The sequence below is a fragment of the Pigmentiphaga sp. genome (assembly GCF_033795525.1).
In the GTDB taxonomy this organism is placed as follows: Bacteria; Pseudomonadota; Gammaproteobacteria; order Burkholderiales; family Burkholderiaceae_B; genus Pigmentiphaga.
This window is the reverse complement of sequence record NZ_JARYGM010000002.1, coordinates 765451-786265: the sequence shown is the minus strand read 5'-3', so window position 1 is coordinate 786265 and position 20815 is coordinate 765451. Positions and strand designations below refer to the sequence as shown.

Below are 20815 nucleotides of genomic sequence, written 5' to 3'. Positions count from 1 at the left end.
CGGATCCATAATCGGGCGAAGACCGGGCGGGGGACACGCCCGGCGAGCTGGCGTGTAGCACCTTCATACCAAGAGAGAGGAGACGGAGATGAAACGCAGCATTGCCTTGTTTGCGTGCCTGGCGGGCGCGGTCGTGAGCGGCCATGCGGCAGCGGCGGACACATGGCCGTCGAAGGCCGTCACCATCATCGTGCCGTTCCCGGCCGGCGGGGGCACGGACGCTTTCGTGCGGCCGCTGGCCCAGCAGTTGGGAACCCAGCTCGGTCAAAGCGTCGTCGTCGACAACCGGGGCGGCGCAGGAGGAACGGTCGGCGCGGCCATCGCGGCGCGTGCCGCCCCCGACGGCTACACCTTTTTCGTCGGCGGGGCGCATCATGCGATCGCCCCGTCGTTCTACAAAGGCCTGACCTACGACATCGAGAAGGACTTCGTGCCGATCACGCTCATCGCGCAACCGCCCCAGATCATCGTGGCAGCGCCGACCGCGCCGTTCAACGACTTGAAGGGCTTGATCGCCCATGCGCGCAGCAACCCGGGCAAGCTGAACTTCGGTTCGGCGGGCAACGGTACCTCGCACCATCTGGCCGGCGAGTTGTTCAAGCTGCAGACCGGGGTAGAGATCGCCCATGTGCCCTACACGGGTGCAGGACCGATGCTGCTCGCGCTCATGGGAAGCCAGGTGGACCTGGCCTTCGACGGCCTCGGTTCGTCGGCCCAGCACATACGGGGAGGCAAGATCAAGCCTATAGCCGTAGCCGCCTCGCGTCGCTCGTCGGCGTTTCCGGAGGTGCCGACGGCCGCGGAGGCGGGCCTGCCAGGCTACGAAGTATCGACCTGGTACGCCATGTGGGCGCCCAAGGGCACGCCCCAGCCGGTCGTCCAGCGCATGTATGCCGAGGTGCAGAAAGCCCTGGAAACCCCTGAGCTCAAGAAAGTCTGGCTGGGCAACGGTTCGGAGGTCCCGCGCTATACCAGCGAGCAGTTCGGCAAGTACGTGCACGAAGAGGTGCAGCGCTGGGCCAAGGTCGCCAAAGACGCGGGCGTCAAGGCGGACTGATGGGCAAGCGGGCGGCCAGCGAGCCGGCAACACGCGCGACGGATTCGCCGCCTTCCGCAGGGCGCATCGAGGTCGTGCGCGAGGGTGCGGTACTGACGCTTACCCTGGCGCATCCCGGTAAGCTCAATGCCCTCACCGTCGCCATGTGGCAGGCACTGGAGGCCGCGATGAGATCGGCCGCGGACGAGCGCGGCCTGCGGGCCGTGGTGATCCGCGGCGCCGACGGCCATTTCGCCGCCGGCGCCGATATTTCGGAGTTCCCCAAGGCACGGGGGAGTCGCGCGGCAGTGCGGCATTATCATGAACAGGTAATCGCGCCGGCGTTGCGGGCGGTGGCCCGGTGTCCGTTGCCGACCCTCGCCGTAATCCAGGGGGTATGTGTAGGAGGCGGCCTGGAGATCGCGTGCTGCTGCGACCTGCGCATTGCTGCCCGTACAGCTCGGATAGGGGCGCCGATCGGCCGGCTGGGCTTCCCGATGGCACCGGCGGAACTGGCGGGCCTGCTGGCAGTGGCGGGACGCGCGGTGGCGCTGGAGCTGCTGCTGGAGGGCCGGATTATCGAGGCGCCCGAGGCTTACGCAAAAGGGCTGCTGACTCGCGTGGTGGACGACGCCGGCCTCGAGGCGGAGGCCGGCCGGACGCTGCAGCGCATCGCCGGCGGCGCGCCATTGGCGGCGACGCTGAACAAGCGGATGGTACGGCGCCTGGCGCGGCCCGAACCGCTCGACGAGGCCGAGCTGGATGCGTTTTTTTCTTATAGCGATACCCGCGATCATCGCGAAGGCGTGGCGGCGTTCCTGGAGGGACGGACGCCCGAGTTCGATGCTGACGCTTCATTTTCCCTGAACGAAGACGATAGATGAACGACGCGAATCTTTACTCCCTGCTGGCCGGTGGTTTCCCCGCCGACCGCGACACGGTGTGCATCGAGGCGCCGGGAGCCGGCGACTATACGTGGCGCGATGTGGAAACCGCCACGGCGCGCATGGCGAACCTGTTGCAGTCTCTGGGCCTTCCCGAAGGGGCCCGGGTGGCCGCCCATGTGGAGAAATCGCCCGAGGCGTTGTTGCTGTATCTAGCCACGCTGCGTGCGGGCTATGTCTATCTGCCGCTGAACACCGCGTACCAGGAAGCCGAGATCGATTATTTCCTGGGGGATGCCGAACCGGCGGTAGTGGTATGCGCGCGCAAGAACCTGGAATGGATACGCCGTTGCGCCGAGCGCGCCGGCACCCGGCACCTCTACACCCTGGACGAGGACCGCACCGGCACGCTGCTCGACGCCGCCCGCAGCCAGGCCCCCGAGCATGCCGTCGCCGCTCGCGGCCAGGACGACCTGGCGGCGATTCTCTATACTTCCGGTACGACCGGACGCAGCAAGGGCGCCATGTTGACCCATGGCAACCTGGCGTCCAACGCCCAGGTGCTGCACGAATACTGGGGCTGGCGCGCCGACGACGTGCTGCTTCACATGCTGCCCATCTTCCACGTGCACGGCCTGTTCGTGGCCGCCCACGGCGCCTTGCTGGCGGGCGCGAAAATGATCTGGCTGCCCAGGCTGGACGTCGCCGCGGCGTTGCGCTATCTGCCTCGCAGCACCGTCATGATGGGGGTCCCGACTTACTATGTCCGACTGCTGGCCGAGCCGGGCTTCGACCGCGACACTTGCCGCAACATGCGGCTGTTCGTATCGGGATCGGCCCCGCTGCTGATGGAAACCTTCAACGCCTTCCGCGAGCGCACCGGCCACACCATTCTCGAACGCTACGGCATGAGCGAGACCGTCATGCTGGTCTCCAATCCCTACGACCCCGCACTGGGCGAGCGCCTTGGGGGAACCGTGGGCATGCCCTTGCCCGGTGTGTCGGTGCGGGTGGTCGACGATGCCGGCGTTCCGTGCCCCCCGGGGGAAATCGGCAACATCCAGGTGCGCGGACCCAATGTGTTCAAGGGTTATTGGCGCATGCCGGAGAAGACCCGCGAGGAATTCACCCAGGACGGTTGGTTCAAGACCGGCGACGTGGGCCGCTGGGGGGGGGAGTCCGGCGGTGCGCAGGTGCCGGACAACTATTTGTCCATCGTCGGCCGTAGCAAGGACCTGATCATCTCCGGGGGCTTCAACGTCTATCCCAAGGAAATCGAAAGTTTCATCGACGATATGCCGGGCGTAGCCGAAAGCGCGGTGATCGGCGTGCCGCATCCGGATTTCGGCGAGGCGGTGGTGGCGGTGGTCGTGCCCAAGCCTGGAGCTAAGCTGGGCGAGGCGGAGATGATCGCGGCGCTCAAGGGAAAGATCGCCAATTTCAAGGTGCCCAAGCGCATTCACGTCGTCGAGGAACTGCCCCGCAATACGATGGGGAAGGTGCAGAAGAACGTGTTGCGCCAGCGATATGCGTAGTCGCCTGGCCCGCCTCCCGCAAGGCCGGCGGCGCCGGGGCCGCAAAGCGGACTGCTGCACTTGTGCCACAATAGCGCCTGTGCGCCCGTGACGAAATTGGTAGACGTAGCGGACTTCCGTACAAGTGGAGTGCCCTGGGCGAAAGCCCGGGAGTAGAACCCGTCAAATTCGGCGAACCCCTGGCACGGGAACGCCGAGCCAAGCAGGCGGCCCCAGTGGCCGCCGGGCGTGTGTAGAGACTCGACGGCGGGGACCTAAGGCAACGGCGGCAGCTCGCCGTGTTGCGATGGTCAAGGCAGAGTCCAGACCCCAAACGGTATTGCCTTGCCGCAATCCGGCTGCGCGAGCAGTAGCGGGTAAGAAAATCCGCAGCCGCGAGGCGTGCCGGTTCGATTCCGGCCGGGCGCACCATTCCTCAGCGTGTCACCGTCGCCAGGCGGGTATGCCGTTTGCTGGACCAGGCCGTCGGTACTTCGGGAGATGGCGATGAACAACGCCGGCAAGCTGAAAAACGGCAAGGGCCTGAAAAACGGCAAGAGCCGCCTGATATTCGATCGTTTTGCCACGGGGGTGACCCGCGCCACGGGCTCGCCGCCGGCCTTCAGCGTGGCCTTTGGAGCTATTGTGTTGTGGGCCACGTTGGGTCCGTTGTTCGATTTCTCGGAAACCTGGCAGCTCGTGGTCAATACAGGGACCACCATTGTCACGTTCTTGATGGTGTTCCTGATCCAGCGCAGCCAGAACAAGGACAGCGAGGCCCTCCACCTGAAGCTGGACGAATTGCTGGGCGCCGTGGAGGGCGCCAGCAGCAAATTGGTGGCCATCGAGACGATGGATGAGGACCATTTGCGCCGGCTTAGCGAGCGCTACCACGCGATGGCCGAAAGGGCGGCGGGGCGAGGCCGCTCCCGCACGGAGAATGCAAACCAAGGTTAAGACCTAGGCAGCCGCGACGGTTGTTGGATGTATAGTCCCGGTTGACTTTTTGTAACCTGTGATCGGTCCATGCGCTGGCTAACGTTGTGGGCCACCTTGGTAGTCGCGTGTTTCGGCCTGGCATGTGCGGCAGCGCTGTATGACACCCGCCAGGATGCCAGGCGAGCGGCTAGGGACGCGACCGTCAACCTCAGCCGAGTCGTCGCCGACGGCATCGGCCGCGATATCGAGCTGGTCGACTTATCCCTGCAGTCCATATTGCACGACTTGCGGCTGGCCGAAAACGCCGGGCTCGACGCCTATCGCAGGCATCAATTGCTGTTCGGCAACCTGCCCAGGATGCGCGGCATCGGCGCCTTGATCCTGCTGGACGCCTCCGGAAACGTGTTGACCGATTCAAGGTCGGTGCGGGCGCGCGGGATGGCCTTCGCCCACCGGGACTATTTCCGTGTGCACAAGGACTCGGCCGACGTCGGGCTGTACGTCAGCCGGCCGTTCCTGTCGCGCATGACGGGCCAATGGTCGATCGCGGTGAGCCGGCGCATCGCCCGTCCCGACGGCAGTTTTGGCGGCGTTGTGGTCGGAACCCTGCAGGTTGCCTATCTGGAAAACTTGTTCCGCCAATTGGATCTGAGCCGCAACGGCGTCATCGCGCTGGTGCGGGGCGATGGATCGGTGATCGCGCGATTTCCGGCCATCCCCGGGATGGCGGGCAGGGAAGTCACCAATCTCAAACTGTTCAAGCACTACCCGGCGGTCCAGAGCGGGTCCTACCAGGCAGAAGGCCCTGCCGACGGCCTGAGCAGGCTTTACGCGTTTACGGCGGTGCCTTCGCGGCCGCTCATCGTTGTGGTTGGCATGGCCGATACCGATATCTACGCGGGGTGGCGGAACAAGGCCGTGGGCATAGGCCTCATGACGCTGCTTCTGTGCATCGGGACCATGGCGCTGGTGTGGAAGCTGCGGCGGGAATTCACATTGCGCCTGGCCGCCGAGCGCAGCGCATCGCGCAACGAAGCCAGGTACCGGGTGCTGGCCGAAAACTCGGCCGACATGATCGCCATGTGCCGGGCCGACGGTCTGGTGACGTATATCTCGCCCGCCATCCGTGACGTGCTGGGCTGGGCGCCCGCCGACATCGAAGGACACAGCATCAACGATTTCGTGCGGGCCGACTATGTGCCGCTGTTCTCGGACGACGAGCAGTCCTGGCCGCGCCAGCTGACTTTCCCGGCCCGGCATCGCGATGCCTCCTGGGTATGGCTGGAGGCCAGCGTCCGGCGTCTGCCGCTGGAAATGGGCGACGAAGGCTATGTACTCAATGTCCGGGATGTCTCCCGCCGCAAGGAGGCCGAAGAGGCCCTGGAGGCGGAGAATGCCCAGTTGCTGGCCATGGCCGCCACGGACGGCCTGACCAACCTGGGGAACCGGCGCCGTTTCGACGAGGCGCTGGAACGGGAATGGCGCCGTGCGTTGCGCGAACAGACTTCGCTGGCGCTGTTGCTGATCGATGCCGATCACTTCAAGGCCCTGAACGACCATTATGGCCACCAGCACGGCGACCAATACCTGCGCACCATCGCCCAACTGATACGCAGCAACCTGCGGCGGCCGAGCGACATCGCTGCGCGCTACGGGGGCGAGGAGTTTGCCGTGCTGCTGCCGGGCACCGACATCGAGGGCGCCTACTTGCTGGCCGAGAACATCCGGCGTGCCACCCTGGATGCCCGTATCCCCCACCTGAAGGGGGAGCAGGGACTGATGACGGTCAGCATAGGCGTCGACGCCATGATTCCGGAAGAGGGGCTGTCGGCCGCCTTGCTGGTGCGCCAGGCCGATGCCGCGCTCTATGCCGCCAAGCGCCAGGGGCGCAACCGCACCTGCGTGTACGAACCGCCCTCAGCGGCGGCGTCGCGGTCGCTATAGCGCGCGGCGGGCGGGCTCCAGGAAGGGCCGCGCTTTGGGGTACCATAGAGTTATCGAAAGGTAGACCGCGCCGCGCATGTGCGCAAAGGCGCATTTCCTATGGCATACAAGGTTTTTGATCTGCAATGCGAGCACGGCCACGTATTCGAGGGCTGGTTCAGTTCGCACGCCGATTTCGATACGCAGCGCGAACGCGGGCTCATCAGCTGCCCTTTGTGCAATAGCACATCCATCGATAAGAAATTGTCGGCCCCGATGCTGAACGTCTCGGGTGCCAAGGCCCCTGCCGAAACCCCGGCCGAGAGCGGCAGGGCGTCCGCCGTTACGGCGGGCATGCAGGCAAAGGCGCTGCAGCACCTGCGGCAGCTTCTGCGCCAGACCGAAAACGTCGGCGAGCGTTTCGCGGCCGAAGCCCGGGCCATCCATCACGGTGATGCGCCCGAGCGGCCCATCCGCGGTGTAGCGACGCCGGAAGAACGGAAGTCTTTGGCGGAAGAAGGCATCGCCGTCACCCCCATTCCTGCGCTGCTGGACGACGACCGCTTGCAGTAGCGCGCGTTTGCGCCCTGCTGCAAGCGTGTAGGGGAGGCCGGCTACGCCGGGCTTACTTCACCCGGCTGCGGTATTCGCCGGTGCGGGTATCGATTTCGATCTTGTCGCCGATTTCGCAGAACAGCGGAACGGGCAGCTCGAAACCGGTATTGATCTTGGCCGGCTTCATTACCTTGCCCGAGGTGTCGCCGCGTACGGCAGGCTCGGTATAGGTGATCTCGCGCACGACGATGGTGGGCAGTTCGATGGAGATCGCGCGGCCTTCGTAGAAGACGACCTCGACGGGCATGCCTTCTTCGAGGTAGTTCAGCGCGTCGCCCATGCTCTCGGCTTCGACTTCGTACTGGTTGTACTCGGCGTCCATGAACACGTACATGGGATCGGCGAAGTAGGAGTACGTGCATTCGCGGCGTTCGAGGATCAGCACCTCGAATTTCTCGTCCGCCTTGTAGACCGATTCGGTGCCCGAGCCGGTCAGGAGGTTCTTGAGCTTGAGCTTGACGACGGCGGCGTTGCGGCCCGACTTGTTGTATTCGGCCTTTTGTACGACGAGGGGATCCTTGCCGACCATGATGACGTTGCCGACGCGCAGTTCCTGAGCGATCTTCATGCTGGAAATCAACCTTAGGGAGGCGACTCTAGTGGCAACCGGCGCCCGCGCCGTAAATGCCATGTAGGGTCTGACAGAAGCCCCTTCGATAGACCCGCCTGGAACGTCTCCGGACGGAAGACGCAGGGGCTAGCAATAAGGAGCCGTAAACAAAAATTGTGCAGCCTACTAGTATAGCGTGGCCGGGCTCGGGCACGCTAGGTTCAGGCGCTGTTTTCCTGCACTTTCTGGCAAAAATCGGCCAATTTCGTGGCCAAATCGGCCTGGGCGCCCAGTGCGTCGCTCCATTGGCGGGCAGCCCGGCGCCAAAGTTGGAAAACCTCCGGGGCGAGCACCTGGGCCAGGAGGTCTCCGAACCGGGCGGCGGCCGTTTCGCCGTTCCACGCGCCTTGTAACGCATGGGCGGCAGCGGGAGCAGGGTAGCGGCGCAGCCATGCGTGGAGCTTATCGACGTGCGCCGCCTCGGCCTGGGGATAGATGTGCCAGACCAGGGGCCGCCCGGCCCATTGGGCACGGACGAACGAGTCTTCGCCGCGTACGAAGTTCAGGTCCGCGCTCCAGAGCAGGCGGTCGTAGTCCGGCTGGGGCAGGAAGGGCATGCGCATCACGCGCAAGTTGCCGCGGACGGCGTCTGGCAGGTAGGGCGCGACGCCCGGGGGGATGGCCAGCACGGTGGGCTCGTTTCCGGCTGCCAGGACATCGGCCAGTGTCGTGGCCGGGGCGTCCGGGTAGCAGAACAGCGTGACCAGCCGTTCTTCCGGGTGCGGCCCGGGCAGCCCGATCCGCTGCAGGAAGGCCGCGCGTTCGCGAGAATCCGCTTGCAGGGCATCCCGCTCGGCGAGCAGCCCGCCCTCGCGCAGCAGCCCCCCGGTCGCCGGCGTGAAGCCGGGGAAGAAGAAGTATTTGCGCAAGCCGCCAGGTTGGGGCGATGGCAGGGCATGGCAGCTTTCGACCCAGTCTTCCGCACTCAGGTATTCCAGGTTGATCCAGACCGGTGGCCGGACCTGGTCGCGCATCCGCTGTACGAACTCCGCCGGAGGGTCGCAGGCAAACGCTTCGATGACCACGTCGCCGGGCATCAGCGGGGGCGCCGGGCGGGTCCAGTGCACCACTTCCAGGCCGTCTGCGTGTTGCGCGGCCCGGCGGGGATCCACGCTCGGCACCAGGCGCGCCACGACGGCCAGGTCATCCACCCACAGCCGCACTTGCCAGCGCCGCTCGAGGTGCAGTTGCCGCGCAAGCCGCCAGCACACGCCGATGTCGCCGTAGTTATCGACGATCCGGCAGAAGATATCGACGCGCATCAGCGGTTTTCCCCGTTCCAAAGGCTGTCATTATCGCCTGCCTGGGCACCGTCGCCAGGCAGCATGCGCCGCGCCAGGTCCAGCCACGCCCGGGCGGCGAACGAGAGATAACGGCCTCGGCGCCAGGCAAAGGCCATGTGCCACCACAGCTGGGGTGCTTCGAGCGGGACGACCGCCAGACGAGAGCGATCGAGCTGGCGGCTGAACAGCTCCGGAAGCAGGGCAACCCCGACGCCGGCGGCCACCATGGACGCCATGAAATCCCACTGGCTGCTGCGGCCGGCAATCCTGGGGGAGAAACCCGCCCGGACGCACGCATCGTGGACGACTTCGTTGAGGACGAAGCCTTCGCCGTAGAAGATGAAGGGCTCGGCGGCGAGTTCCGCCAAGCGTACGCGGCCGCGGTCGGCCCATCGCGACGACGCTGGCACGATCAATTGCAGCGGGAAATTGCATATGGGCAACGTTTCGTACTCGTTCTCGTCGGCCGGCAGCAGCATGGCGCCGATCTCCAGCGTGCCTGCCCGCAGTTCCTCTTCCACCGTACGCGAGCCGCGTTCGAACAGCTTGAGTTCGATCTGGGGGTAGTCGTGGTGGAAGCGGCCCAGCAACGGCGCGAGCAAGTGGTGGGCCAGGGGTGGAATGCCGAGCACGAGTTCGCCGCGTCCCACGTGCTGGACGTCGGCCAGTTCCGCCTGCAATTGCGCATGCAAGGCCAGGAGCTGGCTGCCGCGCTCCAGGACGACGCGGCCGGCATCGGTGGGTTCGAGACGCCGGCCGGCTTTACGCAGTACCGGCGTGCCGACTTCGTCTTCGAGCTGCTTGATCATCTTGCTGACCGTAGGCTGTGTAACGAAGAGCGCCCTGGCCGCGGCCGTGTAGCTCTGGCGGTGGATGACCTCGACGAAGTACCGCAATGTGCGCAGGTCCATTTCATTCCAGAATGGAATTTTAATTATTGATTTTATTCACTTTATATATGGAATGCGCGTGCGTAGAATGCTAGGTGTATACCCTAGGTTTGTTTATGCAAGCTTCTCGTTTCTCCATCCTGACCGCCCGCATTACGCAAGTCCTGGCCTTGGTCGCCGTGTGGTGGGCGGCTGATGAACTGGTGCGCCGGATAGGCTTGCCCATACCGGGTGGCGTGGTGGGACTGTTCGTGGTCCTGGCGCTGTTGCTGAGCGGCAAATTGCCTCTGCACCGCATCGACCAGGGCGCGCGGTGGCTGCTGGCCGACATGCTGGTGTTCTTCGTTCCCGCGGCCGTGGCGATGGTGCGCTATCGCGACCTGCTCGCCAGCGAGGGGCTGAAACTGCTCGCCGTCATTGTGTTGGGGAATGCCTGCGTTATGCTGGCGACTGCCTTGACCGTGGAATGGGCCGTGCGCCGGCGGCGCGTACGGGCCCGTCCGCCCGCCCGTCATGAGGAGGCTGCATGATCGTCGCTTTCTGCCTGTTGGCGACGGTGGTCGTGTATTACCTCAACAAGGGCCTCTACGCTCGCCATCCCAGGCTCTGGACGCACCCGATCCTGCTCACGCCAGCGGCGTTGCTGGCGTTGCTGTTGGTCACCGGCATTCCGCTGGACGAATACACGGCCGACACGCGTGTGCTGCTCTGGTTCCTGGGGCCGGCGACGGTGGCATTTGCCGTGCCGATCTACCAGTACCGGCGGCTGATCCGGGAGCTCTGGCCAGCCTTGGCCCTCGGGACTGCGGTGGGGATGGCGGCAGGAGTGGGAAGCTCGTGGGCGTTGGCCCGGCTGTTCCACCTGGCGCCGGAAGTGGCGCATAGCCTGCTGGTGAGGTCCATTTCCACACCCTTCGCGCTGGCAACCGCCGACAAGCTGGGCGGCAACGCGGATCTGGCCGCGATGTTCGTGATGTTTACCGGGCTGGTCGGCCTGTTGACCGGGGAAGGGATCCTGGCCCTCATGCCGCGCCGCTCGGGTTTGGCCTCCGGCGCATCATACGGGGCCGCGGCCCACGCGCTCGGCACCGCCAGGGCGCGGGAGCTGGGAGAAGAGGCCGGCGTAATAGCCAGCCTGTTGATGATTTTCAGCGGCCTGGCCATGGTGTTGCTGGCCCCGTTGCTGGGCCTATGGCTGGCCTGACAAGAGCCGGCGCCCCGGGGCGGCCGCCGCCGCTCAGCGTCGCTGGTACTGCGTGGCGCCGAACAGGTTTTCCTTGGCGGTGGCGTCTTGCGGCTTGCGCAGGTCGGCCAGTACCTGGACGCCGCGCTGCGCCGCAGGCCGGCTCTGGATTTCGTCGAACCAGCGCTTGACGTTGGGAAAATCGGCCAGGTCCACGCCCTGGTTCGCGTGCGACCGGGTCCAGGGCCAAGTGGCGATGTCGGCGATGGTGTAGGCCCGGCCGGCCAGGAAGGCGTGCTTGGAAAGCTGCTTGTCCATCACGCCGTACAGGCGCCGGGCTTCGTTGGTGTAGCGATTGGTGGCGTATTCGATGCGTTCCGGCGCATACAGCCGGAAGTGGTGGGCCTGGCCGAACATGGGGCCGACGCCGCCCATCTGGAACATCAGCCATTGCAGCGTGGCGTAGCGCTCGCGGTCGGTCTTGCCCAGGAACTTGCCGGTCTTGCCCGCCAAGTAGACCAGGATGGCCCCCGATTCGAACAGCGAGATGGGCTTGCCGTCGGGCCCCTCGGGGTCGACGATGGCGGGGATCCTGTTGTTGGGGCTGATCGCGAGGAATTCTTCCTTGAACTGGTCGCCGGCGCCGATGTTGACGGGCGTCACCTCGTAGGGGAGCTTGCACTCTTCGAGCATGATGTGCACTTTGTGGCCATTGGGCGTGGGCCAGGAGTAGACCTGGATGGGCTGTTGGGCCGGCTTGGTGGTCTTGTCGGTCATGCGGGACTCCGGAAAGAGGGCGAATTGGCTGCGATTATGCGACAAAGACCTCGCCTCGTGGCCTAAAGGCGCATATTCCCAAGGGAATTGCGTAGGCATTTTTGACCACGGCGCACAGCAGATGCATCAATGGCGGGCTGGGCAGGGGAGCGCCGAAGGGAGATAATCCGCGTTTACCCTCAGACGGGCCCGCCACGGTTCGCGGCCCGCCTCGCGTTTATTGGCTCACCCCCTCATGACTCGTCCGCGTTTTCTTCCCGACAATTTCACCCTCAGCCTGATCGTCGTCGTCACGTTGGCGAGCTTTTTTCCCTGCTCCGGACAGGCGGCGGTGGCGTTCGACTGGCTCACCAACGTCGCCATCGGCCTGCTCTTTTTCCTCCATGGGGCCAAACTTTCACGCGAGGCCATCGTGGCCGGCGCCACCCACTGGCGGCTGCACCTGCTGATCTTTGCCTTTACGTTCGTGATGTTTCCCCTGCTGGGGCTGGCCTTCAAGCCGCTGCTGGCGCCGCTCGTGACACCGGACCTGTACCTCGGCATCCTCTTTCTGTGTGCGCTCCCCGCCACCGTCCAATCTGCGATCGCGCTCACTTCCGTGGCACGCGGCAACGTGCCGGCTGCTATTTGCAGCGCCTCGGCATCCAGCCTGCTGGGCATTTTCCTGACCCCGCTACTGGTCAAGTTCCTGATGAGCACGAGCGGCGAATCGGGCGTTTCCTTCGAGGCCGTGGGCAAGATACTGGTGCAGCTGCTGCTGCCGTTCGTGCTCGGTCAGCTCATGCGCCGGTGGATAGGCGGTTGGGTGGCGCGCCATCGCGGCCTAGTCAAGAGCATAGACCAGGGCTCCATCCTGCTGGTCGTGTACACGGCCTTCAGCGAAGCGGTCGTCAGCGGTTTGTGGCATCAGACTTCCTCGGCAACCCTGGCGGGTGTCGTGCTGGTGTGCGCGGTCATTCTTGCCGCGGCGCTGCTGGTTACCACCTGCGTGAGCCGCGCCCTCGGATTTTCGAAGGAAGACGAAATCACCATCGTCTTCTGCGGCTCCAAGAAAAGCCTGGCCACCGGCATCCCGATGGCCAAGGTCCTGCTGTCAAGCAGCACCGCGGGCGCCATCGTGCTGCCTCTCATGATCTTCCACCAGATGCAGCTGATGGTATGTGCCGTGCTGGTTCGGCGCTATGCCAGCCGTCCGGAAGCAGCGCCGGCGGCCGACGCCAAGGCGGCTTGAGCCGGCCGGGCGGGCGGTCAGTGGAAATGGACGGGGGTGGGGTCCACGTCTTCCGGAGGTTCGGCGTGAACCAGTTCCCCCAAGGGGTTGGGAAAGTAGGGCGCGCCGCAATCATCGCAGAATTCCATGGGTAGCAGGCCGGACAGCTTGCGCAGGTCGGTCACGCCCAGCTCGCGCAGCAGGTCGGCGATCAGGTCGATGGCAGGCATGTCCGGATTGTCGTCGTCGCGGCCGAATAGCGGCCACGCGCAGCCGTACAGGACATCGTTGCTGTGCCGCTGGGTGAAGCCGATGCGATACTCTTCGACCTCCGTCTCGCCGCAGGCGGCGATGACCGCACGCAGCTGGTCCGGCTCGAGGTCCAGCGTCGCTTCCAGCCAAGCCACGGAAGCGCGCAGCGAGAGCGGCCGCACCCGCCGGTCGGCTTCGCGGTTGTTGACGTAGTAGGCGTCCGGCAGCAGGCATTCGAAGCCGCATCCCGGCAGCAGGTCCGCGAACAGGGGCGTGGCCTGCGCTACCCATTGCGCCAGGCAGCTTTCCCGCGTCGGGTCCGGCTTGCCGGGGTTTTCTTGCCACCGGAATACCGGCGCCCCCTGGGGTACGGCCACCGCGCCTACCACGTAGCGAGTATCGGCCAGCAGGTTGGCGACTTCGGTTTCGACCGGCGCCGTTCGCGGGAGCGGCAGCTCCAGGGCCTGCGCGCCCAGGCGTGCCAGCCATTGTCGGGTGGCGCTGAACGAGCGTGGCATCTGGTCGATGCTATAGAGGTCCGGCGCCAAGGCCAGCCGGGCTTCGCCGGCCAGGATATGGCCGTGCAGGTGGGCCTGCAGGGCCGCCTGCAGATCGGCGCGGATCGGGCCATGGGGGATGCTGAAACGCGTCCATGCGACGACCGGTGCGACGATCAGCAGGACGTCGTGGTCCTGGCCGTCCTTTTGCAGGGTGATCGATTCGGACAGCGTCTCGGCCTGCTCGACCAGGATCTCGTAGGCGCCGGCGTTGCGTTGGTACAGGGTCTCGAGGGCCGCTTCTATCGTCGCGTCCTGGCCGCCATGCATGAGTTTTTCGAGCAAGGCTGCGAGCTCCCGCTCCCAGAATAGATCTTCGACCCGGCTGCCCGAGCCGTTGAGCGACAGGGACAGCGACACCAGCTTTTCGGCGTCGCGGTTGAGGCGGGAAGAGGATTTGCTGCGGGAACGGGCCATGGATGGGTCAGGATCGGGCTGACAGAAATGATTAGTCTAATCCGCTAGTGTATCTCCCCGGCGCCGGGTGGCTGCGCAGGCGCGGGCCGGCGGCCAGCAATTGGTTGGGAAGCGGCCGCTCGACAAGGCCGGGCAGCTTGGCCACGATGTCCAGCAGCGGGACCAGGGAGACACCGGTTTCCACGCCCATGCTCTCGAACATGTGCACCAGCTCTTCGGTGTTGACGTTGCCGCTGGCACCGGGCGCATAGGGGCATCCGCCCAGTCCTCCCGCCGCAGCGTCGAAGCGGCTCACGCCGGCCTGCCATGCGGCCAGCGCGTTGGCCAAGGCCATGCCCCGGGTGTTGTGCAGGTGGATGGTGAGCGGGGCCGAGGCGGGCAGGCAGGCGGACAGCGATGCGCACAAATCCGCGACCTGCGTGGGATAGGCCATGCCTGTGGTGTCGCACAGCGTAATGCCGGAGGCGCCGGCTTGGGCAAACATCTGGGCCAGGCGGGCGACTTCGGAGGACGGGACCTCGCCCTCGAAAGGGCACCCGAAGGTGGTAGACAAGGACACGTTGCAAGGCACGCCGGCCGCCCGGGCGCGCTCCAGCATGGCAAGCAGTTGCGTCGTGGATTGGTCGCGGGTCATGCGCAGGTTGGCCCGGTTATGGGTCTCGCTGACCGACATCACCAGGTTGAGTTCGTCGGTGCCGCTGTCCAGCGCGCGTTCCATGCCGCGCAGATTGGGGACCAGGCAGGTGTAGACCACGTCGGGCCGGCGCCGGATCCGCTGCATTACGGCTTCGGCGTCGGCCAGCGCGGGAATGGCCCTGGCAGACGTGAAGCTGGTGACCTCGATACGGGCGAAGCCGCAGCCGGACAAGGCATCCACCAGGGCCACCTTGTCGTCAGTGGCGACGAACACCGGTTCGATCTGGAGGCCGTCGCGGGGACCCACTTCATTGATGGCGATTCGTCCGGGACCTGTCTTCATGCGATCACGCCCTTGCCGCGCAACGCGTGCAGCGCCGCATCGTCCAGGCCGGCGCGGCGCAGAACGGCGTCGGTGTGTTCGCCCAGCGTCGGGGCGCGATGACGGATGACCCCGGGACGGGCGGAAAGCTTGGGTACGACGCCGGGCATTTCGACCTTGAGCCCGCTGGCGGCCGTGACTTCCTCGATCATTCCGCGCGCCCGGTAGTGGGGGTCTGCCGCGATGTCGCGCGCCGTGTAGATACGTCCGGCCGGTACATCGGCCTCGCGCAGGGCATCCAGCACGGCAGTGCTGTCCAGCGTGCCGGTCCAGGCGCCGATGGCGGCGTCGAGCTCCTCTGCCCGCTGCGCGCGTCCATCGTTGTGGGCGAGGGCCGGGTCGTCCGCCAGGTCGTCGCGCCCCATGCGGCGCATCAGGCGCACGAAGATGCCGTCGCCATTGGCTGCGATCAGGACGTATTCGCCATCCCCGCACAAGTAGGCGTTCGAAGGAGCAATGCCGGGCAGCGCGCCTCCGGCAGGTTGGCGCACCGCACCGAACACCGAATATTCGGGCAACAGGCTCTCGCTCAGGTTGAACACGCTTTCGTACAGAGCCGTGTCGATCAATTGGCCTTGGCCCCCGCGTGCGTCCCGGTCATAGAGGGCCAGCAGCACGCCCAGGGCGCCATGCAGCCCGGCGATGGTGTCGCCCAGCGACAAGCCGGCGCGCACGGGCGGCCGTCCCGGCTCGCCGGTCAGGTAGCGCAATCCGGCCATGGCCTCGGCAATGGCGGCAAAGCCGGGCTCGTCGCGCTTGACGCCGGTCTGGCCATAGCCGGACACCCGCAGCATGATCAGGCGCGGGTTCATCGCGTGCAGGGCTTCCCAGGACAGGCCCCATTTTTCCATGGTGCCGGGTCGGAAGTTCTCGATCAGCACGTCGGCCTCGGCCGCCAGCTTGCGGACCAGCTCCTGGCCCTCGGCCTGCCGCAGGTCCACGCACACCGACTGCTTGCTGCGCGATTGGGCCTCCCACCATACCGATGTGCCTTCGTGCAGCATGCGCCATTTGCGCAACGGGTCGCCCTGACCAGGGGGTTCGATCTTGATGACTTCGGCCCCGAAATCGGCCAGGGTCCTGGCAGCAAAGGGGCCGGCAATCAGCTGGCCCAGTTCCAGGATGCGGATACCCTCGAGAATCTGGCGTGGCATGGCGTCTCTTGTTTGTCGTCGTGATACGGAGGACGACAGTGTGGACGAAATGCTGCGGTGGGGAAATGGGCGATCGGGCAAACGGGGTTTGTCGAACCGCGAAAGCGGACCGTCCGATGCGGCTAGGCCATATCCGCGCACAGATGCGCCGCCAGCAGGCGTGCCGGTGCGGTGAGCGCCTCCGGCGAGCGTACGCCCAACAGCAGGCTGCGTCGGGCCCAGGGGTCATCCAGCGCGACCAGGACCAGGTCCATCGACTGGGCGTGCGGTGCGGCCGCGATGCGGGGCAGGATGCCTATCCCCATGCCCGTTGCCACCATGCGGCAGATGCCGTCGAAACTGCGGACCTGGATCCGCAGCTTGAGGGGGTGGTCGAGCCGGCTGCTTTCCTCCAGCATCCGGCTCGCCAGCGACGTGGCGTCGGGCAGGCTGACGTACTCGTAGTCCAGCGTGTCGCGGAAGGATACGACACCACGCGCCGCCAGCGAATGGGCGCGCGGGACGATCAACACCAGTTCGTCCTCCCGGTAGGGGTAGGTCACCAGGCCCGGTGCCGGCGTGCGGTCCGCGAAGATGCCCACGTCGGCGCGGTTCTCGGCTATCGACGCCACGATGGCGGAACTGTTCTGTTCCTCGAGTTCGACGCGGATGCCGGGATGCCGCGCCATGAAACCCGCCAGGTCTTCCGGCAGGAACTGCGTGATGGAGGAGGTGTTGGCGGCGATCCGCACCTGCCCCCGGGCGCCGGTGGCGTAGTCCGACATCATGCCGGCCATCCGCTCGACGTCCTGCAGGATGCGCATCGCGTGCTGCAGGCAGGCCTGCCCGGGTCCGGTCAGCTCCACCCCGGAGGCGTGCCGATAGAAGAGGGGGGTCTTGACCGCATCCTCCAGGTCGGCGATGCGGCGGCTGGCCGCGCCCACCGCCAGGTTCAGCCGGCGCGCGCCGGCCGAGATGCTGCCCTGGCGCGCGGTGGCCACGAACAGCGCCAGGGTGACGAGATCGAAGCGCGAAAGATTGATCACGTGGACTCCGCAAATGGCAAGGCCTGCGCCCGCTGCCGCCAGGGCATCGGAGCGCAGGCCTGGTGCGTCGGCCGGCGCGGGGCCCGCGTCTTCAGGCTGCCAGCAACTGGCGCAGCACGAAGGGCAGGATGCCGCCGTGGTTGTAGTAGTCCACCTCGATGGGCGTATCGATGCGCAACAGCAGCGGAACCTGCTTGGTGGTACCGTCCTGGTAGTGGATGGTCAGCGTGACGTCCTGCTGGGGCTTGATGCCGTTCTCCAGGCCAGTGATGTCATAGGTTTCGCGGCCGGTGATGTTCAGGCTCTGGATGCTGTCCGAGCCCTTGAACTGCAGCGGCAGCACGCCCATGCCGACGAGATTGCTGCGATGGATGCGTTCGAAGCTGCGTGCGACGACCGCCTTGACGCCCAGCAGCTGCGTGCCCTTGGCCGCCCAGTCGCGCGACGATCCGGTGCCGTATTCCTCGCCGCCGAAGACCACGGTGGGCGTGCCTTCCGCGATGTACTTCATGGCGGCGTCGTAGATCGACATCTGTTCGCCGCTGGGCTGGTGGATCGTGAAGCCGCCTTCCACGCGGGTGCCGTCGGGGTTGGGCGGGATCATCAGGTTCTTGATGCGCACGTTGGCGAAGGTGCCGCGCATCATGACCTCATGGTTGCCCCGGCGCGAACCGTAGCTGTTGAAGTCCGCCTTCATCACCCCGTTTGCAAGCAGATACTGACCGGCGGGCGAGCTTTCCTTGATCGAGCCGGCAGGCGAGATGTGGTCGGTGGTGATGGAGTCGCCGAACAAGCCCAGCGCGCGGGCGCCCTTGACCACGGCACTGGCTGCACCCGGCTCCATCGCGAAGTCCTCGAAGAAGGGAGGTTCGGCGATGTAGGTGGACTTGGGCCAGGTGTAGACCTGTCCGGCCACGCCCTCGATTTCCTGCCAAAGCTTGCCGGGATTGGTCTTGACCTGGGCGTAGTTGCTCTTGAACGCCTTCGGGTCGAGCGCGTATTTCATCAGTTTTTCGATTTCTGCCTGGGTCGGCCAGATATCGCCCAGGTAGACGTCGCCCTTGGTGCCGCGGCCCACCGGTTCGGTCATCAAGTCGCGCTTCATGGTGCCGGCGATGGCGTAGGCCACGACCAGCGGCGGCGAGGCCAGGAAGTTGGCCTTGATGTTGGGATGGATGCGGGCTTCGAAGTTGCGGTTGCCCGACAGCACCGCGGCGCACACCAGGTCGTTCTTGGTGATGACCTCGTTCAGTTCGGGAGCAAGGTCGCCCGCGTTGCCGATGCAGGTCGTGCAGCCATAGGCTGCGACGCTGAAGCCCAGTTGCTCGAGGTAGGGCAGCAAATCCGTTTTCTCGAGGTACTCGGTGACCACGCGCGACCCGGGGGCAAGCGAGGTCTTGATGTGCGGCTTGACCGTGAGTCCCGCCTTGACGGCCTTCTTGGCCAGCAGCCCGGCAGCCAGCAGCACGCTGGGGTTGGACGTGTTGGTGCAGGACGTGATGGCGGCGATCAGGATGTCGCCGTTTTGCACCGTGATGCCGTTATCGGTCTTGAATTCCTGATCGAGTTTCTCGGCAGGCTGGGAGAAACCGTTCTCGGCCACCGGCTTGCTGAACAGTTCCGTGAAGGTGCGCTTGACGTGGCCGATCTCGATGCGGTCCTGCGGACGCTTGGGCCCGGCCAGCGAGGGCGCGACCGTGGAGAGGTCCAGCGTCAGCAGCTTGGTGTAGACGATGTCCTTGGCGTCGGGTACGCCGAACATCTTCTGGGCACGGTAGTAGGCTTCGAAGGCCTCGATTTCTTCCTTGGTGCGGCCGGTGCCCTTGAAGAAGTCGATGGTGCGTTCATCCACGGGGAAAAAGCCCATCGTGGCACCGTACTCGGGTGCCATGTTGCCGATGGTGGCGCGCTCGGACACGGTCAGGCTGGCCGTGCCGGGGCCACAGAACTCGACGAACTTGCCCACCACTTTTTCGCGGCGCAGCATCTCGGTAATGGTCAGCACCAGGTCGGTGGCGGTCACGCCTTCCCGCAGGCGGCCCTTGAGCTCGACGCCGACGACGTCGGGCGTCAGGATGTAGACCGGTTGGCCCAGCATCGCGGCTTCGGCCTCGATGCCGCCCACGCCCCAGCCGACGACGCCAATGCCGTTGATCATGGTGGTGTGGCTATCGGTGCCCACCAGCGAGTCGGGGTAGTAGACGTTGTCGCGCTTGTGCACGCCGCGGGCCAGGTATTCGAGGTTCACCTGGTGGACGATGCCGAATCCCGGCGGGACGACGCCGAAGGTGTCGAACGCCTGCATGCCCCACTTCATGAACTGGTAGCGCTCGTGGTTGCGCTTGAATTCCAGCTTCATGTTGAGGTCGAGCGCGTTCTTCTTGCCGTATTCGTCGATCATGACGGAGTGGTCGACGACCAGGTCCACCGGAACCAGCGGCTCGATGGCCTTGGCATTCTTGCCCAGCTTGGCCGCGACGTTGCGCATGGCGGCGAGGTCGGCCAGCAGCGGGACGCCCGTGAAATCCTGCAGGACCACGCGCGCCACGACGAAGGGGATTTCGTCTTCGCGCTTGGCGTTGGGTTTCCAGTTGGCTAGCTGCTTGATGTGTTCTTCGGTGACTTTCTTGCCGTCGCAGTTGCGCAACACCGATTCCAGCACGATGCGGATGGAGACCGGCAATCGCTCGACCGCCACGCCCAGGGCCTTGCCCAGCGCCGGGAGGGAATAGTACTGGCCGGATTTGTTGCCGACCTTGAACTCTTTCAGTGTTTTGAACGTGTTGTGCGGCATGATCAGCTCCGAAGGAAAACCGAATAAATCTACCACTTATGGTGCGTCGGTGCGATGTATCGGCTGCGCCAATTTGGGTAGGGGTAGATCCTATGTCTTATATAAGATATAAGACAGTCAAGTTCAAGAAGGTTCCGCGGAATTTTCATTTGAGCGTGGGTTCTTGAGCGGCAGCGGGTGGCGAGGGCAGCGCTTGACCGAGCAATTGCGAGGGAGCGGTCAGCCGGGCGATTGCACGGCTGTCATGGCTTGTGCGATGCGTGGCGGCGCCTTCGGGCGGGCGTACATCCGTTCCAGGTATGCCTTGAGGTTGGAAAAGCCCTCCAGCAATCCGTTTTCGTTGCTCCAGTCCAGGACGTAGGCGGTCACGCAATCAGCGATGCTCATGCGGCGGATTCCGTGAGGACGAGGTCATCGTCGACCAGCACCGGCAATTTTCCGGCGGGGTTCAGGCGGAGAAAGGCAGGACGCCGATGCTCTCCGGCGCGGAGATTGACGGGTACGAACTCGAAGTCCGCGTCCAGCTCTCGAAGGGCCCAGAGCGCGCGCAGTGAACGCGTCGGCCCGAATCCATACAGTTTCATCATCGTGCTCCTCCCCCAAGGCAGATCCTGTCGGCGGGTGTGTATACGTCCTGCCCGTTATACGCGCCGCGACTGTCCCTGGCTAGATGCCTCGACAGCATGACCGGCCGGCGGAGCAGATGGGGTGCTTTAGAATGAACTCATACCGTC

At 65.3% G+C, this 20815-nt stretch carries 18 protein-coding genes and 1 pseudogene; 9 read left to right on the top strand and 10 right to left on the bottom strand.

What is annotated here, in order from left to right; genetic code table 11:
* The first annotated feature begins 88 nt into the window (after positions 1 to 88).
* The 6 genes from QHC78_RS08430 to QHC78_RS08405 all read left to right on the top strand — a co-directional run bounded on the left by QHC78_RS08430 (position 89) and on the right by QHC78_RS08405 (position 6869).
* A complete protein-coding gene (locus QHC78_RS08430) occupies positions 89 to 1057 on the top strand; it encodes a Bug family tripartite tricarboxylate transporter substrate binding protein (protein WP_319743426.1) in 969 nt (322 codons plus the stop codon).
* Positions 1057 to 1920 (top strand): enoyl-CoA hydratase/isomerase family protein, encoded by an 864-nt coding sequence (locus tag QHC78_RS08425; protein ID WP_319743425.1) that lies wholly within the window; start codon positions 1057 to 1059, stop codon positions 1918 to 1920. Before QHC78_RS08430 ends, QHC78_RS08425 begins: the two co-directional genes overlap by 1 nt.
* Complete coding sequence (locus tag QHC78_RS08420; RefSeq protein WP_319743424.1) at positions 1917 to 3455, top strand: malonate--CoA ligase; 1539 nt, start codon at positions 1917 to 1919, stop codon at positions 3453 to 3455. Before QHC78_RS08425 ends, QHC78_RS08420 begins: the two co-directional genes overlap by 4 nt.
* A 486-nt stretch (positions 3456 to 3941) precedes the next feature.
* The gene (locus tag QHC78_RS08415; RefSeq protein WP_319743423.1) at positions 3942 to 4391 is read left to right on the top strand and encodes a low affinity iron permease family protein; all 450 of its coding nucleotides are present in this window, start codon (positions 3942 to 3944) and stop codon (positions 4389 to 4391) included.
* 69 nt (positions 4392 to 4460) lie between these two features.
* On the top strand, positions 4461 to 6317 hold the full coding sequence (locus QHC78_RS08410; RefSeq protein WP_319743422.1) for a diguanylate cyclase domain-containing protein: 1857 nt from the start codon (positions 4461 to 4463) through the stop codon (positions 6315 to 6317).
* A 99-nt stretch (positions 6318 to 6416) separates the two neighbouring features.
* Positions 6417 to 6869, top strand: a complete 453-nt coding sequence (locus QHC78_RS08405) for a DUF1178 family protein (protein WP_319743421.1) — start codon at positions 6417 to 6419, stop codon at positions 6867 to 6869.
* Positions 6870 to 6921: 52 nt separating this feature from the next.
* Here QHC78_RS08405 and efp read toward each other — a convergent pair whose 3' ends face one another.
* From efp to QHC78_RS08390, 3 genes are all read right to left on the bottom strand, one after another.
* Positions 6922 to 7479, bottom strand: a complete 558-nt coding sequence (gene efp, locus QHC78_RS08400; RefSeq protein WP_319743420.1) for an elongation factor P — start codon at positions 7477 to 7479, stop codon at positions 6922 to 6924.
* 203 nt (positions 7480 to 7682) lie between these two features.
* Complete coding sequence (gene earP, locus QHC78_RS08395) at positions 7683 to 8783, bottom strand: elongation factor P maturation arginine rhamnosyltransferase EarP (RefSeq protein WP_319743419.1); 1101 nt, start codon at positions 8781 to 8783, stop codon at positions 7683 to 7685.
* The gene (locus QHC78_RS08390) at positions 8783 to 9715 is read right to left on the bottom strand and encodes a LysR family transcriptional regulator (protein ID WP_319743418.1); all 933 of its coding nucleotides are present in this window, start codon (positions 9713 to 9715) and stop codon (positions 8783 to 8785) included. Before QHC78_RS08390 ends, earP begins: the two co-directional genes overlap by 1 nt.
* A 95-nt stretch (positions 9716 to 9810) precedes the next feature.
* Between QHC78_RS08390 and QHC78_RS08385 the strand changes: the two genes are divergently transcribed.
* Both QHC78_RS08385 and QHC78_RS08380 read left to right on the top strand, forming a co-directional pair.
* On the top strand, positions 9811 to 10224 hold the full coding sequence (locus tag QHC78_RS08385; RefSeq protein ID WP_319743417.1) for a CidA/LrgA family protein: 414 nt from the start codon (positions 9811 to 9813) through the stop codon (positions 10222 to 10224).
* Complete coding sequence (locus QHC78_RS08380) at positions 10221 to 10898, top strand: LrgB family protein (RefSeq protein ID WP_319743416.1); 678 nt, start codon at positions 10221 to 10223, stop codon at positions 10896 to 10898. Before QHC78_RS08385 ends, QHC78_RS08380 begins: the two co-directional genes overlap by 4 nt.
* Before the next feature lie 33 nt (positions 10899 to 10931).
* Here QHC78_RS08380 and QHC78_RS08375 read toward each other — a convergent pair whose 3' ends face one another.
* A complete protein-coding gene (locus QHC78_RS08375; protein WP_319743415.1) occupies positions 10932 to 11654 on the bottom strand; it encodes a glutathione binding-like protein in 723 nt (240 codons plus the stop codon).
* 235 nt (positions 11655 to 11889) lie between these two features.
* On the opposite strand from QHC78_RS08375, the gene QHC78_RS08370 reads away from it, so the two are divergent.
* A complete protein-coding gene (locus tag QHC78_RS08370; RefSeq protein ID WP_319743414.1) occupies positions 11890 to 12885 on the top strand; it encodes a bile acid:sodium symporter family protein in 996 nt (331 codons plus the stop codon).
* A 17-nt stretch (positions 12886 to 12902) separates the two neighbouring features.
* Here the strand turns inward: QHC78_RS08370 and QHC78_RS08365 are convergent, their stop codons facing one another.
* From QHC78_RS08365 to QHC78_RS08340, 6 genes and pseudogenes are all read right to left on the bottom strand, one after another.
* A complete protein-coding gene (locus QHC78_RS08365) occupies positions 12903 to 14090 on the bottom strand; it encodes a DUF2863 family protein (protein WP_319743413.1) in 1188 nt (395 codons plus the stop codon).
* Positions 14091 to 14121: 31 nt separating this feature from the next.
* Entirely contained in the window at positions 14122 to 15069 is a 948-nt protein-coding gene (locus QHC78_RS08360) for a hydroxymethylglutaryl-CoA lyase (RefSeq protein WP_319743412.1), read from the bottom strand.
* Positions 15066 to 16262: a CaiB/BaiF CoA transferase family protein gene (locus QHC78_RS08355; RefSeq protein WP_319743411.1), complete on the bottom strand. Its 1197-nt coding sequence runs from the start codon at positions 16260 to 16262 to the stop codon at positions 15066 to 15068. Before QHC78_RS08355 ends, QHC78_RS08360 begins: the two co-directional genes overlap by 4 nt.
* Before the next feature lie 122 nt (positions 16263 to 16384).
* The gene (locus QHC78_RS08350; RefSeq protein WP_319743487.1) at positions 16385 to 17284 is read right to left on the bottom strand and encodes a LysR family transcriptional regulator; all 900 of its coding nucleotides are present in this window, start codon (positions 17282 to 17284) and stop codon (positions 16385 to 16387) included.
* Positions 17285 to 17378: 94 nt separating this feature from the next.
* Entirely contained in the window at positions 17379 to 20081 is a 2703-nt protein-coding gene (gene acnA, locus QHC78_RS08345) for an aconitate hydratase AcnA (RefSeq protein WP_319743410.1), read from the bottom strand.
* Between the two features lie 219 nt (positions 20082 to 20300).
* Positions 20301 to 20665, bottom strand: a pseudogene (locus QHC78_RS08340) (glutathione S-transferase).
* Positions 20666 to 20815: the final 150 nt, after the last annotated feature.

Coding starts and splice junctions, on each gene's coding strand:
- QHC78_RS08430 (WP_319743426.1), top strand. CDS start 89: ATGAAACGCAGCATTGCCTTGTTTGCGTGCCTGGCGGGCGCGGTCGTG.
- QHC78_RS08425 (WP_319743425.1), top strand. CDS start 1,057: ATGGGCAAGCGGGCGGCCAGCGAGCCGGCAACACGCGCGACGGATTCG.
- QHC78_RS08420 (WP_319743424.1), top strand. CDS start 1,917: ATGAACGACGCGAATCTTTACTCCCTGCTGGCCGGTGGTTTCCCCGCC.
- QHC78_RS08415 (WP_319743423.1), top strand. CDS start 3,942: ATGAACAACGCCGGCAAGCTGAAAAACGGCAAGGGCCTGAAAAACGGC.
- QHC78_RS08410 (WP_319743422.1), top strand. CDS start 4,461: ATGCGCTGGCTAACGTTGTGGGCCACCTTGGTAGTCGCGTGTTTCGGC.
- QHC78_RS08405 (WP_319743421.1), top strand. CDS start 6,417: ATGGCATACAAGGTTTTTGATCTGCAATGCGAGCACGGCCACGTATTC.
- efp (WP_319743420.1), bottom strand. CDS start 7,479: ATGAAGATCGCTCAGGAACTGCGCGTCGGCAACGTCATCATGGTCGGC.
- earP (WP_319743419.1), bottom strand. CDS start 8,783: ATGCGCGTCGATATCTTCTGCCGGATCGTCGATAACTACGGCGACATC.
- QHC78_RS08390 (WP_319743418.1), bottom strand. CDS start 9,715: ATGGACCTGCGCACATTGCGGTACTTCGTCGAGGTCATCCACCGCCAG.
- QHC78_RS08385 (WP_319743417.1), top strand. CDS start 9,811: ATGCAAGCTTCTCGTTTCTCCATCCTGACCGCCCGCATTACGCAAGTC.
- QHC78_RS08380 (WP_319743416.1), top strand. CDS start 10,221: ATGATCGTCGCTTTCTGCCTGTTGGCGACGGTGGTCGTGTATTACCTC.
- QHC78_RS08375 (WP_319743415.1), bottom strand. CDS start 11,654: ATGACCGACAAGACCACCAAGCCGGCCCAACAGCCCATCCAGGTCTAC.
- QHC78_RS08370 (WP_319743414.1), top strand. CDS start 11,890: ATGACTCGTCCGCGTTTTCTTCCCGACAATTTCACCCTCAGCCTGATC.
- QHC78_RS08365 (WP_319743413.1), bottom strand. CDS start 14,090: ATGGCCCGTTCCCGCAGCAAATCCTCTTCCCGCCTCAACCGCGACGCC.
- QHC78_RS08360 (WP_319743412.1), bottom strand. CDS start 15,069: ATGAAGACAGGTCCCGGACGAATCGCCATCAATGAAGTGGGTCCCCGC.
- QHC78_RS08355 (WP_319743411.1), bottom strand. CDS start 16,262: ATGCCACGCCAGATTCTCGAGGGTATCCGCATCCTGGAACTGGGCCAG.
- acnA (WP_319743410.1), bottom strand. CDS start 20,081: ATGCCGCACAACACGTTCAAAACACTGAAAGAGTTCAAGGTCGGCAAC.